Below are 14,498 nucleotides of genomic sequence, written 5' to 3' on the forward strand. Positions count from 1 at the left end.
CTTCGATGAAGCTCGATCGAATAGAAACCTTCGTTGTCGCCAACCCGCCGCCGCGTCACGGCGGCCGGTATTTCATCTTCGTCCGCCTGACCACGGCCTGCGGTACCAGCGGGGTGGGCGAAATCTACAACGCCACATTCAGCCCGCATCTTTGCGCGGCGATGGCCGTCGACATGTTCACCCGCCAGTTCGAAGGCAACGACCCACATCATATCGAGCAGATGTGGCGCAGGAGCTACGGCGCCGGCTTCACGATGCGTCCGGATGTGACCGTGATGGGCGTGCTGAGCGGCCTCGAAATGGCCTGCTGGGATATCATCGGAAAGGCCGCGGGTCAGCCTATCTACCAACTGCTGGGCGGCAAGGTCCACGAGCGGCTGCGCAGCTACACCTATCTTTATCCACCGCAGGGCGACGTCTATCCCGACCCGGCCCTTCCCAATGTCTATAACGATCCGGAGATCGCCGCCGAGGTGGCAGCTTCCGCAGTGAAGGACGGTTTCACGGCCGTCAAATTCGATCCGGCCGGCCCCTATACGATCTATGATGGCCATCAGCCGCGCATGGAGGATCTTTCGCGGTCGGAAGAATTCTGCAAACACATCCGGCAAGCCGTCGGCAACAGAGCCGACCTGCTGTTCGGCACCCACGGGCAATTCACCGTTTCCGGCGCCAAGCGCCTGGCCCGCCGGCTCGAAGCCTACGATCCGCTCTGGTTCGAGGAGCCAATTCCCCCGGAAAACCCAACGGACATGGCCGACGTCGCCCGCTACACAGCCATCCCGATCGCGGCCGGTGAACGTCTTTGCACCAAGCATGAATTTGCCCGCCTGCTCGAGGCACGCGCCGCTTCCATTCTGCAAATGAACCTCGGCCGTGTTGGAGGCATCCTGGAGGCCAAGAAAATCGCCGCGATGGCGGAGACGCGATCCGCGCAGATCGCGCCGCACCTCTATTGCGGCCCGATCGTCGCAGCTGCCAACATCCAGATCGCGACCTGTAGTCCGAACTTTCTCATCCTGGAATCGATCGGCCGTTTCGATGGTCCCTTCATGCGGTTTCTCAACGAACCGATCGTCTGGGAAAACGGTTTCGTCATTCCACCGACGGCACCCGGGCTCGGCGTGACACTGAATGACGAGGCGATCATCGCATCCCCCCATAGAGAAAATGAGCTCCACCTGAACCTTGTCACTGAACCGGTCGTGCCGTGAGCGATCCGGGACATGGGCAACAAAATCCTCAGCAGCGGAAAGGTCATGCAATGCGCTACGGTTTCATCGGGCTCGGAAATTTGGGGGGACATCTGGCGACCAGCCTGCTGCGGGCGGGATTCGGGCTCGTCGTGCATGATCGGAATCCCGCGACGGCCGAAAAGCTGATCCAGGCAGGCGCGGTATGGGCCGATTCCGTCGGCACGCTTTCTCAGCAATGCGATGCTGTCCTGACATGTCTTCCGTCGCCGCAGGTTTCGCAGGCCGTGCTCAGCCAAATCCTCGATACGGCACAACCGGGACTGACCTGGATCGAGATGTCCACCGTTGGCCGCGAAGAGATTGTTCGACTTGCGGCGGAAGCCGCTGCAAAGGGTGTCTCCACCATGGAACTGCCCGTGACCGGTGGTGTCCATCTTGCTGCGCAGGGCAAAATCACCATGCTCGCCGGCGGCAAAAGGGAGCTCTTCGATCGGCACCTTCCTGCATTGCAGGCGATGGGAGACCAAATTTTCTATATGGGCCCGCTCGGCAATGCGGCTGTGATCAAGGTCATCACCAACATGCTGGCCTTCATCCACCTCGTGGCCGATGGCGAGGCTCTCATGCTTGCCAAGCGCGGCGGCATCGATCTTGCCCAGGCATGGCAGGCAATCAAGGCAAGTTCCGGCAACAGCTTCGTTCACGAAACGGAAGGCCAACTGATTCTCAACGGCAGCTACAACGTCGGCTTTACGATGGATCTTGCCTTGAAGGATCTCGGATTTGCGATGAACTTCGGCCACTCCTTCAACGTTCCGCTGCAACTCGCCCAGCTTACAAACGAGATTTTTCTCAAGGGAAAGGAAACCTATGGCGGTGCTGCCCAGTCGACGCAGATCGTCAAGTTGCTGGAAGACACTGTCGGGCAAGATCTCCGAGCGGAGGGATTCCCGGCGCGCCTGGAGTGACAGCCTAGGCCGCCTCTTACGGTTTGCAGCGCGCCAAGCTTTCAAAACGGGTGCCCGGCAGATCCAGCCTCGCAAAGCCTCGATCAACGACGACTCACACAGGTCACTTCCCTCGTTCGGCACCTCAAGAAAGCCGGTACGAGCTCATCACCATCAAACGCGACGGTGACCCCAACGCTCTCAGAAGGCTTTCGAACAAGCCCGAGAAACGGATAACTCTCGTGGCGGCCATGCCGCCACGAGATATCTCATCATCAGTCCTTCAAGGCGAAGGCCATGACATAATCGCCCTTGTCGGGCGAATAGGGCGCGCCGCCGACGGAGATCAGCACATATTGCTTGCCCGTCACGGGCGACACATAGGTCATCGGGGTGGCGCTCGATCCGACCGGAAGCGGATATTTCCACAGTTCCGTACCGTCGGCCGCATCATAGGCGCGCAGGTAATAATCCTGCGTACCGGCGAAGAACACCAGGCCGCCGGCAGTGGCGCTCGTGCCGGCATAGGTCGGCAACCCCATCGGCATCGGCATGCCCGACTTGATACCGAACGGCCCCAGTTGCTCGGCGGTGCCCGCCGGCACCTGCCAGGCTATCGTCCGCGTGTTCATATCGACCGCCGTGACCGTTCCGAACGGCGGCGTGACGCAGGGCACGCCCAGCGGCGAAACCCACAGCTCCGTTGCCATGCCATACGGTGTGCCGTTCTGCGGCGACGGGCCGTGGCCGCTGCCGTCGGCATGGGCCTTCTTGGCGAAATTGGGATAATCCTCGCGCGGCACCAGCGCGAAAAGGCTGGGGGCGCGGATATCGTTCATGAAGACGCGATTGTTGTGCACGTCGACGGAAACACTGCCCCAGTTCAATCCCCCGACATTGCCGGGCTGCTCGATGGTGTATTTCAGGCTGATCGGCGTGAAGTCGCCGTCATAGTGCAGTTGCCGGAAGGCGATGCGGCAGGCGAGCTGATCGAACATCGTCACGCCCCACATGCTCTTCTCTGTCAGGCGCGCGCCCCCGATCGTCGGCATGCCGACCGAATAGGGCTGCGTTTTCGACAGGCGCGGCAGTTCTTCCGGGGCGGCCCCCTTGGTCGTCACCAGCTTCTCGGCAACTTCCGCCAGCGGCCTGCCCGTTGCACGATCCAGCAGGAACAATTGCCCGCGCTTGGTGGTCTGCAGCACTGCCTTGGCCGTTCCACCCTTCATATCCGGGACGTCGATCAGCGCGGGTTGCGATGGCAAGTCGTAGTCCCAGATGTCGTGATGCACGGTCTGGAACTTCCAGCGCTCCCGACCGGTCTCGATATCGAGCGCAACGAGCGTCGCGTTGTATGCATCGGAGAAGGCCGGACGTTCCGCGCCGTAATAGTCCGGCGTCGTGTTGCCGAGCGGGGCGTAAACGAGGCCCAGTTCGTCGTCGAAGGCCGCCGTCGTCCACAAGTTCGGTGTGCCGCGGGTATAGGTCGAGCCTTCCGGCGGCAGGCCTGTTATCGCCGGGTTGGCGAGATCCCAAGCCCAATCGAGCTGTCCCGTGACGGCATTGAAGGCGCGGATCACGCCCGAGGGTTCGCCGACCTCCTGGTTATCGACGACCCAGCCGCCCACCACGATCTTGTCTCGGGCAACAAGCGGCGCCGATGTCTGGAAATAAAACCCTTTTTTGACTTCACCCATGCCCTGCGACAACTGCACCGTGCCGCCCTCGCCAAAACCGGGGCAATAGGCACCCGTTTTTGCATCGATCGCGATGAGGCGGGCATCGATCGTGGTCAGGATCAGGCGCTGGTTGCAGGCCTGGTCGGCAACCTGCTCGGCTTTCGGAAGCTCGAAATAGCCGATCCCCCGGCAACGCTGCCAGAACGGGGCCGAAGCCTTCGGGTCGAATTTCCAGCGCTCCGCGCCGGTATCCGCATCCACCGCCGCTACGACATTCGCGGTCGTGCAGGTATAAACCGTATCGCCGATCTGCAGGGGCGTATTCTGGTCAAAGCCGGTGGTGTCGCGGCCGGTGCGGTAGGTCCAGGCGAGATCCAGCTTGGTCACGCTGTCGCGGTTGATCTGGTCGAAGGGAGAATAACGCAATCCCTTGGTCGTGCGTCCATACGACGTCCAGTCGGCGGGCGTATTGACGCCTTTCGCAGCTTCATAGGCCGGAATGTCACCGGACGGGCGAATGATCCCATGGGGCTGAAAAGCGAGTGCGAAGCCGATTGCAAACAAGGCGGCGGCGAGCACGGCGCCGCTGTAGAAAAGCGGGCGTCGTGCTTCCCGCGCGACGGACGGCGCAAACAAGAAGGCAAAACCGGCCAGCGCAAGCGGAGACATCAGGCGCGCGAACAACCCCCAGAAGTCGAGGCCGGTTTCCCAGGTCGCCCAAGGTACGGATATCACCGCGACGAGCGCCGTCAACCACGCGCCCGATGCATTTCCGCGCCAAAGAAGCAGAGCGCCGGCCAGCCAAGCGACGCCGACAAGCAAGTAATATGGCGAACCACCCAATGAAACCAGCCAGCCACCGGCGCCGGCAACGGCAAGACCGATCAAGGCAAGTACGATCAGGTACAGGCGTGAAAGTATTCGCATTTTCTACTCCTTCCTCTCGACACTGGATGCTGACACGCGAGGATTACCAACCCGATCGCCCGCAGCAAACTCATCATGGCCGCATCTCCACGCTGGCCGTCGACCAGCGTGGAGCTCTGCCTACCCCTCCCAAAGTGAAGTCGGATCGCTGGTATGTCCTGATGGCGGGTGCATTCCAGGTGTGAACATTGAGTTCCAGCCGCTCTATCGCCGTGAGGCAGAGGGCCTCATCGACCGCCATGTCAGTCATCGGTCCGGCAAGCCCCCGCCCCCGCATCTGCGGTGCGATAGCGACGTGGCTCAACAGCGCATTTCCGTTTCGCCAATCAAACACCAGCTGGAGGTGACCGACCAGTTCCCTCCCGGTCTCCGCCATCCTGCAAAGCCGCGCCGGTGGATCCGATCGGTCGCCCTCAAGCATCCCGTCTGATTGCGCCCGTGACAGAGGAGAATCCAACATCGGTCCGCCCCACTGAACGAGGTCGGCATGCGTCTGAAACCAATCGAGAAGGAAAGGGAAGTGGGCGACAATAAAGGGAACCAAAGATAACATCGTATCCGGTACACAATCGAAGCAATCTGTCAGGCATAACACAATCCCGGCCTCCCGTGGTCTCGCCCGCGGAAATTTTTCGGAGGTCATCGTGGTGCCGGTGCTCGATCAGATAAAAGCGCTCATCCGACCCGATGGCGACGGGGACCATATGGTGGCCGAGGAATTCCGAACCATGTCTTTGGGCGCGCTTGCGCCATTCGCGGCGCGTCTCCCCGACTTCGAGCATTCCGACCGTGATCTGGGTCCGCGCACATCGGCGATCGCGACCGGCTGCAGGCGAGGATATCGCGGCGTGTGGCCCGGATACGGCAACAACGGCATCGTCAACGCCATAGCTCAGATAGGCAAGAAGCGATGGCGCCGCCAACCCAAGGAGATCCCGTACATGGTCGTGGACGCGGGCCTATTGCGGGAAATGCCACGCGCACGGTTCGGCGCATCGAGCTCGAGCGGTGCGTCGAAATGGATAGCTTTCCTCAAGGCTTACAACGACGGCTCGTATAGACCCGTCATCGCTGATCCGTTTTGCCATCTCGGTCAGAATTGCATCGGAATGACGCCCGATATCGACAAAGTCATGTCCTTGGCTTAGGCGGCCAAGGGCTCGACATGGGGTGCCGCCAATGGGTGCCGAGATCATGCGTCATGCAGAAGAGCTCGTAAACATCGCTCTCACGGTCGCCGATATGCACGCATCGGCCCGGATCCCGAGCAAGGCGACAGATTGCCGGATGTTTTCCAGCCAGCGGAAACGCTCCTTCTGCTCGATGGGAACCCGCGTCGGGTTGACCTGCTTTTTCAATGCAGCCCCGCGCCCTTGAACTTCGACCGCGTCCAGAACTTGATGGCTGAAAGCCCCAACGGCAGGCCGGCGAGTGTGATCGCCAGGTTGGAATGCATCAGGAGACCGTGTGCATCCTGAAACACCCATTCCCTCAATTCATATGGACCGAAAACCCGGGGAGATGCCCAAGGCTTACATCATCACAACTGCTGCAAGCACGCTGACGCAGTCGCCGGGTTTGACGAGGCCGGGGAAATGACGGGCGGCAAGGATCCCGTCCATCTTCGCCCGGACCTCCAGTGGCGCAGCCCCGGGGCGGCCGACGGGATAGATGCGGGCGACGGTTTCGCCGTTTTTCACCGTTTCGCCGAGATCGAAGAGCGGCTCGATCAGGCCCCCGTCCTCAGCGAAGGAGAAACAATTGCCGTCCGGCATGTCGAGCCAGGTGGTCTCCGCGGCATCGACAGCCCCCTTCAGGATGCCGGCCGCCTTCAGCACGTTCGCGACGCCTGTCTTGGCGATGCCGGCGCTTTTCGCGGTCGCGGTGCCGCCGCCGCCGAGCTCGGTGGTGATGAACACCTTGCCCATCTCCTCGGCCGCCGTGTCGTACATGCCGACCGCATCGATCTCCAGCATCTTCATCGACCAGGGCGCACCGAAGGCGTTGACGAGGTCGAAGGCCTTTGCCTCCTGCGCCTTGTCGGGCAGGATGTGGGCGGCGCAGAAGGGCAGGAAATCCAGCGTCTTCCCGCCCGAATGGAAATCGAGCACGATATCGGCGAGCGGCAAAAGCGTGCGCTGGAAATAATCGGCGATCTTTCCGGTGACGGTGCCGTCGGGCGCGCCGGGAAAACTGCGGTTCATGTTGCCCTTGTCGACCGGCGAGGTGCGCGTGCCGGCAAGGAAGGCCGGATAGTTCATCGCCGGCACGATGATGACACGGCCCGCCACATCCTCCGCCTTCAGCCTGCGGGCGAGATCGAAGAGCGCGATCGGCCCTTCATATTCGTCGCCATGGTTGCCGCCGGTGAGAAGGGCCGTCGGCCCATCGCCGTTTTTCACTGAGGTCACCGGGATCATGATCGAGCCCCAGGCGGAATCGTCCCGGCTGTAGGGCAGGCGCAGGAAGCCGTGCTGCACGCCTTCGTACGAGAAATCGATCGTGGGGCTGATGGGAGAAGCACGCATGGCTCAGTCCTTCACGAGAAGCTTGCGCGGCACATCGGCCAGGCACTCGACACCGGTCTCGGTGATGAGAATGCTTTCCGTCGTTTCGAAGCCCATGTCTTCCAGCCAGAGGCCGGTCATGAAATGGAAGGTCATGCCGGGCTTCAGCTCACTCTTGTCGCCGGGGCGCAGGCTCATCGTGCGCTCGCCCCAATCCGGCGGATAAGAGACCCCGATGCCGTAGCCCGTGCGGTTGTCCTTGACGATGCCGTATTTCTTGAGCACGCCGAAGAAGGCGTTGGCGATGTCCTCGCAGGTATTGCCGGGCTTGGCGACGGCAAGGCCCGCCTCCATGCCCTCCAGCGTCGCCTTCTCGGCATCGATGAAGGCCTGCGTCGGCTTGCCGAGGAAGACGGTGCGCGACAGCGGCACATGGTAACGATGGTAGCAGCCGGCGATCTCGAAGAAGGTGCCTTCACCGGATTTCATCGGCCGGTCGTCCCAGGTGAGATGCGGGGCGGACGCCTCGACACCCGACGGGAGAAGCGGCACGATCGCCGGGTAATCTCCGCCGATGCCATCGACGCCGCGGGTGCCGGCATCGTAGATTTCCGCGACGAGATCGCATTTGCGCATGCCGACCTCGATCTTGTCGAAGATGCGCGCGTGCATCTTCTCGACGATGCGGGCGGCATTGCGCATGTACCTGATTTCCGTCTCGCTTTTCACGGCGCGCTGCCAGTTGACGAGTGCGGTGGCATCGACGAAACGGGCATTCGGCAGGTGTTTCTGCAGCGCAGCGAAGGCGGCGGCGGAGAACCAATAATTGTCCATCTCGACGCCGATCGTCAGCTTGTCGAGGCCACGGTCCGCAAGCTTGGCCGAAAGGTAATCCATCGGGTGGCGCTCGGTGGACTGCACATAGTGGTCCGGATAACCGATGATGTTTTCATGGCTGAGGTAAGCGGTGAATTTCGCGCCGTTGGCGTCCTGGCCGCGGCCGTACCAGATCGGCTCGCCGGTCGGCGGCACGACGACGCACTGGTGCACATAGAAGGACCAGCCGTCATACCCCGTCAGCCAGTTCATGTTCGACGGATCGCTGCAGATCAATACGTCGATGCCCTTGGCTTCCATGGCCTTCCGGGTCTTTTGAAGACGCGCTTCATACTCCGGAAGTGAGAACTTCAGGTTCGCTTGTTTCATCGGTTTTTCCTCTATACCCGGCAAAAAGCCGGTCTCAACTCTCGAAACTCGTGCCGGCGCCCATTGCTGCCGCACGGGCGGCAGCAAGCGTGGCGATGGCCGTGTCCTGGATGCCCGTGCCGGTCAGGTCCGCCACGGTGATCTGCTCGGGGCCGGAGCGGCCCGGTTTGCGCCCGGCGACGATCTCGCCGAGTTCGGGGAAGATCGTGTCCGCCGTCACGAGGCCCGCCTCGATGGCATGGTGCAATTCTCCAAGCCGCCGCGTCTGCCGGAGGCTGTCGGCGACATAGAGGCTGGCGCCCGTGATGGCGGCAGGCTCGATCTCGTTCTTGTGCTCGGCATCCGAGCCCATGGCGGTGACATGCTGGCCGGGCCGCAGCCATTCGGCCCTCAGCACAGGCGTTTCCGAAGGTGTGGTGGTGACGACGATATCGGCGCCATCGACGGCCGCACGACCGCCCGTTGTGGCATGCACAGGAAAACCGAGCCTTTTCGTCAGCTCGCCCGCCGCCGCTTCCGCCTTTGCCGCATCCCGCGCCCAGATGCGGGCTTCCCGGATGGGACGGACGAGGCTCAAGGCTTCAAGCTGTAATTTCGCCTGCATCCCGGCGCCGAAGATCGCCACGACGGAGGCGTCTTTGCGCGAGAGATGCCTTGCCGCGACGGCGCCGGCGGCTGCCGTGCGCACGTCCGTCAGGTAACCGTTGTCGAGCAGCACCGCCTGGACCAGGCCGGTCGTCGTCGAGAACAGCACCATCAGGCCGTTGGTGCTCGGCAGGCCGATCTTCGGATTGTCGAAAAAGCCGGGGCTGATTTTTATGGCGAAACCATCGAGACCGGGCACATAGGCGGTCTTCACATCGACTTCGCCACGATGCTCGGGAATGTCGAGCCGGAGGATCGGCGGCATGGCAACGGCCTTGGTGGCGAGCGCGTGGAAGGCGTCTTCGACGCAGGCGATCGCTTCGAGGTCGAGCGGGACGATGCGCCGCAACTCCGCTTCGGTGAGGATCTTCATTGTCGTCACGCCGCGTCCTCCCCGAACAGTTCGCCTTCACCGTTGATCACCCGCCGATGCAGGCTCATGTCCACGTTGCGGCCGGAAAGGATCACGGCCACCGGGCCGTCCAGCCGGCCGAGCCGGCCCGAAAGCAAGGCCGCGATGCCGACGGCGCCCGCTCCCTCGATCACTTCGCGTTCATGCGTATAGGCATGCCGCATGCCCGCCGCGATCTCGGCCTCCGGCAGCAGAATCACGTCGTCGAGCAGGGCGCGGCACATCTGAAAGGTTATGGCATTGTCGAGCCCGATGCCGCCGCCGAGCGAATCGGCAAGGCTCGCCACCTCCTCGACCTGTACCGGCCGTCCGGCATCGAGGCTCGCCTTCATCGCGGCGCCATGGTCCATGGTGAGGCCGATGACGCGCGCCCGCGGCAAACGCCCCTTCACCGCCGCGGCGACGCCGGCCGCCAGCCCGCCGCCGGAGAGCGGCACGAGAACGGTCGCGACATCGGGCATGGCGGCAACGATCTCCAGCCCCAGCGTGCCCTGCCCGGCAACGACGGCGGCATTGTCGAACGGCGGCACCATCACGAGGCCGTTTTCGGCGACCAGCCGGTCCACCTCGACCTGCGCCTCGTCCTGCGACCGGCCGACGATGCGGACATCGGCGCCGAGCCGGCGGATTTCCGACACCTTGTTGTCGGGCACGAGCCGCGACATGCAGATCGTCGCAACCGAACCTTCCGCCTTGGCGGCAAAAGCCAGCGCCCGTCCGTGATTGCCCGTCGAGGCGGCGACGACGCCCCTCGCCCGCTCTTCCCGTGACAGCGACAGCACGGCGTTGGTCGCGCCGCGCAACTTGAAGCTTCCGGTCGTCTGCTGGTGCTCCAGCTTGAGGCCGACGGGCACGCCGCAGCGCTCGGAAAGTGCGGCGGAGATCACCAGGGGCGTATGCAGCACACGGCTCCCGATACGGGCCGCCGCCTGTTCGATAGCCGCCAGGGTTACGGGAAGCGCGGTCATTGCGCCTCCCCCGGATAGGCGAGCGTCATCAGGCGGCCAAGTTCCGGCCGTGCCGCCTCGTCGCCGCAAAAGCGCAGGCAGGCCCAGGCAGTGGCGAGGTTGCTGGTGACGACCGGCTTGCCGATGGCCGCTTCGATCCGGGCCGCGACGCCCGCCGCCCGCACGGCGGTGCACGAAACGAACAGGGCGTCGCTGTCGGGCGCCGTCGCCTCCTGCGCAAAGGCGACGATGTCTTCCGGCGAAATGCGCGCCATCTCGCGGTCGTCGGTGAGGCCGAGGCAGGTGAAGCGGGCGATCTCGAAACCGAGCGACAGGAAATAGTCGGCCATCGGCCGGCTGGTTTCGATCGTGTAGGGCGTCAGCACGGAGATGCGCGTCGCGCCGAAAGCCTTGAGGCCGGATACGGCCGCAGCCGTCGGCGTCACGACGGCGGCGGCCGGCTTGGCGGCCTTCACCGCGGCCGCCACCTGCGCATCGCCGATCACCACCGAGGCGGAGGTGCAGGAATACATGACGACATCGAGCGGCTCGTCCGGCAGGATGAGGGCGGCGCCCGCCGTCAGCGACGGCTGCATGGCCCGCAGGTTTTCCGGCGTCACCGGATTGGCATAAGGGATGCGGGTGGCGTAGACGCCGATCCGCTCGTTTGCCACCATGCGCTGGAAATCCACTTCCGTCGTGTGGTCCGTCGCCAGGATGATCAGGCCGATGCGTTTCGCCAGCGGCCGGTCGTCCAGTTTTGGCGAACGCGAGGCGAGCGTAAGATCGGGCGTCTGCATCAGCGTTCCTCCACGCGGGCATACCGTTCCTCCAGCCAGCGCAGGAAGACGACGGAGATCAGGCTCATGATCAGGAAGAAGATCCCGACCAGCGTCATCGGCTCGATGTAGCGATAGCTGCTGTTGGCGACGCTTTTCGCCTGGTTCATCAGTTCGAGCACGGTGATGGCGGAGAGCAGCGGCGTCTCCTTGAACATGGCGATCAGATAATTGGCGAGCGCCGGGATCATCGGCGGGATGGCCTGCGGCAGGATGACGTGGATCCAGGTCTGCCGGCCGGTTAGGTTCGTCGCCTTCGCCGCCTCCCACTGGCCGCGCGGCACGTTCTCGATGCCGGCGCGATAGACCTCCGCCGCATAGGTACCGTAGTGCAGGCCGAGCCCGATGACGCCGGCCAGCAGCGCTGGCAGGCGGATCCCGACATCCGGCAGCACGTAGAAGATGAAGTAGAGCTGCACCAGCAGCGGCGTGCCGCGGATGAACTCGACGATAAAGCCGGTGACCTTGGCGACCGGCTTCGGCGCGGTCATGCGCAGGATCGCGAAAACAAGGCCGACGGCAGCGGCGACGGCGGCCCCGAGCACGGTCGCAAGGATGGTGATCTTCAAACCCTCGAGCAGGGTCGGCATGATCTCCCAGACGAAATTCCAGTCCCATTCCATCGTCAGGTCCTCACGCCATCGAGGCCGCGGGTGACGCGGCGTTCCAGCCAGCGCATGCCGGTGGAGATGGCCAGCGCCATCAGGAAGTAGAGCACGAGGATCGTCGCGAAGGGGATCAGCGTACTGCCGGTCTGGGCGCGCACCACCTGCGCCTGGAAGGTCATGTCGGTGAGCGAGATCAGCGACACGACGGCGGTGCCCTTCAGGAGTTCGATGGCATTGTTGCCGAAGGTCGGCAACATCAGAGGCAGCGCCTGCGGCAGGATGACATGGCGCATCGCCTGTCCGCGGGTCAGGTTGAGCGCGATGCAGGCCTCGCGCTGCTCACGCCCGATCGCCTTGACCGCACCGCGCACCACTTCGGCTCCGTAGGCCCCGACGTTGAGCCCCAAGGCGAGCACGCCCGCCTGCAGCGGCGAGAGCGTGACGCCGGCAAAGGGCAACACGAAATAGACCCAGAAGAGCTGCACGAAGATCGAGGTGCCGCGGAAGAACTCGATATAGGTGGTGGCAAGCGCCCGCACCGCCATGAAGCGGCTGACGCGACCGAGCCCGGCGACGAACGCCATGATGACGGCAAGCACCGAGCCCATCACGGTGAGCTCAAGCGTCACGAGCGCGCCTTGCAGGATCAGCCCTATGTAGCCGGACCAGTCGGTCATGGTGTGTTCCACGTTAGCTTCAACGAAGCGGCGCCCCTCATCCGCCTGCCGGCACCTTCTCCCCGTAAACGGGGAGAAGGGACTGGTGGCGAGGTTTTCTCATCCCCGGCTGCGTTGCGGGGGAGGAAGCCGGCTCCTGTTTCCCCTTCGCCCCGCGTGCGGGGAGAAGGTGCCGGCAGGCGGATGAGGGGCAATCCGCAATTTCTCACTGCGCCGCGCAGAGCTTTTCGCGCGTCGTCGACATCGCGGCGGCAGCGGAGAAGCCGTAGGGCTCGATGATCTTTGCAAAGTCACCCGACTGCTTCATCTTGGCGAGCTCCACGTCGAAGGCGTCGCGCAGGGCCTCGTCGCCCTTGCGGAAAGCCGCACCGTCGCAATAGACTGGCGCGCCGACGACCGGGGCAACCACTTCGATGTTCGGATCGTTCGCCTTGGAGACGAGATCGTTGATCGACAGAACCGGCAGCGAATAGACGTCGATGCGGCCGTCCTGCAGCATCTTCAGGCCGCTCTGGCCATCCGGCACGACGATGACGCGGTCCCGCGGCACGCCGGCTTCGAGCGCCAGCTTTTCTTCAGTGCCGCCGCCCGGTGCGCCGATTTTCGCATCCGGATTGTCGGCAATGTCCTTGTAGCTCTGGAGCTTCAGGGGATTGCCCTTCTTCAGCGCAAAGGCTTCCGCATCGCAAAGGATCGGTTCGGAATAGACCACGGCGGCGCAACGCTCCGGCTTCATGAACAGGCCGGCGGTGATGACGTCGTGACGGCCGGCCTGGAGGCCGGGGATCATCGCGCCATATTCGGAAATCGAGGCGACGATGTCGGCAACGCCGAGGCGCTTGAAGACCTCGCGGGCGACATCGGGTGCGGCACCCGAAACCTTGCCGTCGGCGGCAACCGCGGTGAACGGCGGCTCGTTGGCGATGGCGACGCGGGCAAAACCCTGCGCCTTCAATTCCTCCAGCTTGCCGTCATCGGCGAAAGCCGGTGTGGCGACGACGACGGCCATCAACGCGCTTGCGCCGGCAGCCATGGTCAAAAACGTCCTCATGCTCATGTTGCGAACTCCTCTGGTGTTTTTGGTTGTTATTCGGACCCTTGTTTCCGGGCGGCGGAAGCCACTCAGACGCGGTGCCCCGCCGCGATGATCTTGCGCAGGAAGGTCTGCGTGCGTTCCTGCCTGGGATTGCGGAAAATCTCGTCCGGCTTGCCTTCCTCGACGATCTTGCCGCGATCGAAAAATAGGATGCGGTCGGCGAAGTCATGGGCGAAGCCCATTTCGTGGGTGACGAGCAGCATGGTCATGTCGGTCTCGGCGGCGAGCTTGCGCATGACGTTCAGCACTTCCTCGACCAGTTCCGGGTCGAGCGCCGAGGTCACCTCGTCGAACAGCATGATCTTCGGCGAGAGCGCCAGGGCGCGGGCGATGGCAACGCGCTGCTTCTGTCCGCCGGACAATTGCGCGGGCATATTTTTGGCCTTGTCGGCCAAACCCACCATGTCGAGAAGCTCCATCGCCCGCTTCTGTGCCTCCGCCTTCGGCACGCCCTTGGTCAGCATCGGGGCGAGCGTGACGTTGTCGAGCACGCATTTGTGCGGAAAGAGATTGAAGTGCTGGAAGACCATGCCGATCTTCTCGCGCATCCTGTGCAGGTGGCGGTCGTCGGCCGGCGCAAGCCCACCGTTCTTCGGCATGTGATAGAGCTGGTCGCCATCGACCTCGATATGACCGCCGCTGATCGTCTCCAGCGTCATCAGAATGCGCAGGATCGTCGTCTTGCCGGATCCGGAAGGGCCGATGAGGGCGAGCTTCTCACCCGGCAGCACCTCCATCGACAACCCATCGAGCACGGTCAAGGGACCGTAGCGCTTGGTGATGGTGTCGATGCGGATGATCGGCGCTGCCAT

14 protein-coding genes and 1 pseudogene are annotated in these 14,498 nt (G+C 63.3%); 2 read left to right on the top strand and 13 right to left on the bottom strand.

The genetic code is table 11. The features are described from left to right. Positions 1-5: 5 nt before the first annotated feature. Positions 6-1,214, top strand: a complete 1,209-nt coding sequence (locus tag ACSQ3I_RS07400; protein ID WP_435997451.1) for a mandelate racemase/muconate lactonizing enzyme family protein — start codon at positions 6-8, stop codon at positions 1,212-1,214. After that, positions 1,211-2,164 (top strand): NAD(P)-dependent oxidoreductase, encoded by a 954-nt coding sequence (locus tag ACSQ3I_RS07405; protein ID WP_435997453.1) that lies wholly within the window; start codon positions 1,211-1,213, stop codon positions 2,162-2,164. Before ACSQ3I_RS07400 ends, ACSQ3I_RS07405 begins: the two co-directional genes overlap by 4 nt. A gap of 254 nt (positions 2,165-2,418) precedes the next feature. Here ACSQ3I_RS07405 and ACSQ3I_RS07410 read toward each other — a convergent pair whose 3' ends face one another. The 13 genes and pseudogenes from ACSQ3I_RS07410 to ehuA all read right to left on the bottom strand — a co-directional run bounded on the left by ACSQ3I_RS07410 (position 2,419) and on the right by ehuA (position 14,498). Then, positions 2,419-4,749 (bottom strand): membrane-bound PQQ-dependent dehydrogenase, glucose/quinate/shikimate family, encoded by a 2,331-nt coding sequence (locus ACSQ3I_RS07410; RefSeq protein ID WP_435997455.1) that lies wholly within the window; start codon positions 4,747-4,749, stop codon positions 2,419-2,421. 73 nt (positions 4,750-4,822) lie between these two features. Beyond that, complete coding sequence (locus ACSQ3I_RS07415; RefSeq protein ID WP_435997457.1) at positions 4,823-5,392, bottom strand: GNAT family N-acetyltransferase; 570 nt, start codon at positions 5,390-5,392, stop codon at positions 4,823-4,825. A gap of 61 nt (positions 5,393-5,453) precedes the next feature. Continuing rightward, a pseudogene (locus ACSQ3I_RS07420) lies at positions 5,454-5,531 on the bottom strand (hypothetical protein); the annotation flags it as partial. Positions 5,532-6,103: 572 nt separating this feature from the next. Continuing rightward, complete coding sequence (locus ACSQ3I_RS07425) at positions 6,104-6,232, bottom strand: hypothetical protein (RefSeq protein ID WP_435997459.1); 129 nt, start codon at positions 6,230-6,232, stop codon at positions 6,104-6,106. A gap of 49 nt (positions 6,233-6,281) precedes the next feature. Further along, a complete protein-coding gene (gene doeB / locus ACSQ3I_RS07430) occupies positions 6,282-7,277 on the bottom strand; it encodes a N(2)-acetyl-L-2,4-diaminobutanoate deacetylase DoeB (protein WP_435997461.1) in 996 nt (331 codons plus the stop codon). A 3-nt stretch (positions 7,278-7,280) separates the two neighbouring features. Beyond that, positions 7,281-8,462 carry an ectoine hydrolase DoeA gene (gene doeA / locus ACSQ3I_RS07435; RefSeq protein WP_435997463.1) on the bottom strand — a complete coding sequence of 394 codons (1,182 nt, stop codon included), beginning with the start codon at positions 8,460-8,462 and terminating at the stop codon, positions 7,281-7,283. A gap of 34 nt (positions 8,463-8,496) precedes the next feature. After that, positions 8,497-9,489: an ectoine utilization protein EutC gene (gene eutC / locus ACSQ3I_RS07440; RefSeq protein ID WP_435997465.1), complete on the bottom strand. Its 993-nt coding sequence runs from the start codon at positions 9,487-9,489 to the stop codon at positions 8,497-8,499. Continuing rightward, on the bottom strand, positions 9,486-10,487 hold the full coding sequence (eutB, locus tag ACSQ3I_RS07445; protein ID WP_435997467.1) for a hydroxyectoine utilization dehydratase EutB: 1,002 nt from the start codon (positions 10,485-10,487) through the stop codon (positions 9,486-9,488). Before eutB ends, eutC begins: the two co-directional genes overlap by 4 nt. Further along, a complete protein-coding gene (gene eutA / locus ACSQ3I_RS07450; RefSeq protein WP_435997469.1) occupies positions 10,484-11,266 on the bottom strand; it encodes an ectoine utilization protein EutA in 783 nt (260 codons plus the stop codon). Before eutA ends, eutB begins: the two co-directional genes overlap by 4 nt. Beyond that, positions 11,266-11,928, bottom strand: coding sequence for an ectoine/hydroxyectoine ABC transporter permease subunit EhuD (gene ehuD, locus ACSQ3I_RS07455; RefSeq protein ID WP_435997471.1), 663 nt, complete (start codon positions 11,926-11,928; stop codon positions 11,266-11,268). Before ehuD ends, eutA begins: the two co-directional genes overlap by 1 nt. A gap of 2 nt (positions 11,929-11,930) precedes the next feature. Continuing rightward, on the bottom strand, positions 11,931-12,590 hold the full coding sequence (gene ehuC, locus ACSQ3I_RS07460) for an ectoine/hydroxyectoine ABC transporter permease subunit EhuC (protein ID WP_109461493.1): 660 nt from the start codon (positions 12,588-12,590) through the stop codon (positions 11,931-11,933). A gap of 205 nt (positions 12,591-12,795) precedes the next feature. Then, the gene (ehuB, locus tag ACSQ3I_RS07465; protein ID WP_435997588.1) at positions 12,796-13,641 is read right to left on the bottom strand and encodes an ectoine/hydroxyectoine ABC transporter substrate-binding protein EhuB; all 846 of its coding nucleotides are present in this window, start codon (positions 13,639-13,641) and stop codon (positions 12,796-12,798) included. A 71-nt stretch (positions 13,642-13,712) separates the two neighbouring features. Continuing rightward, entirely contained in the window at positions 13,713-14,498 is a 786-nt protein-coding gene (gene ehuA / locus ACSQ3I_RS07470; protein WP_435997473.1) for an ectoine/hydroxyectoine ABC transporter ATP-binding protein EhuA, read from the bottom strand.

The sequence above is a fragment of the Rhizobium sp. LjRoot30 genome (assembly GCF_964253915.1).
In the GTDB taxonomy this organism is placed as follows: Bacteria; Pseudomonadota; Alphaproteobacteria; order Rhizobiales; family Rhizobiaceae; genus Metarhizobium.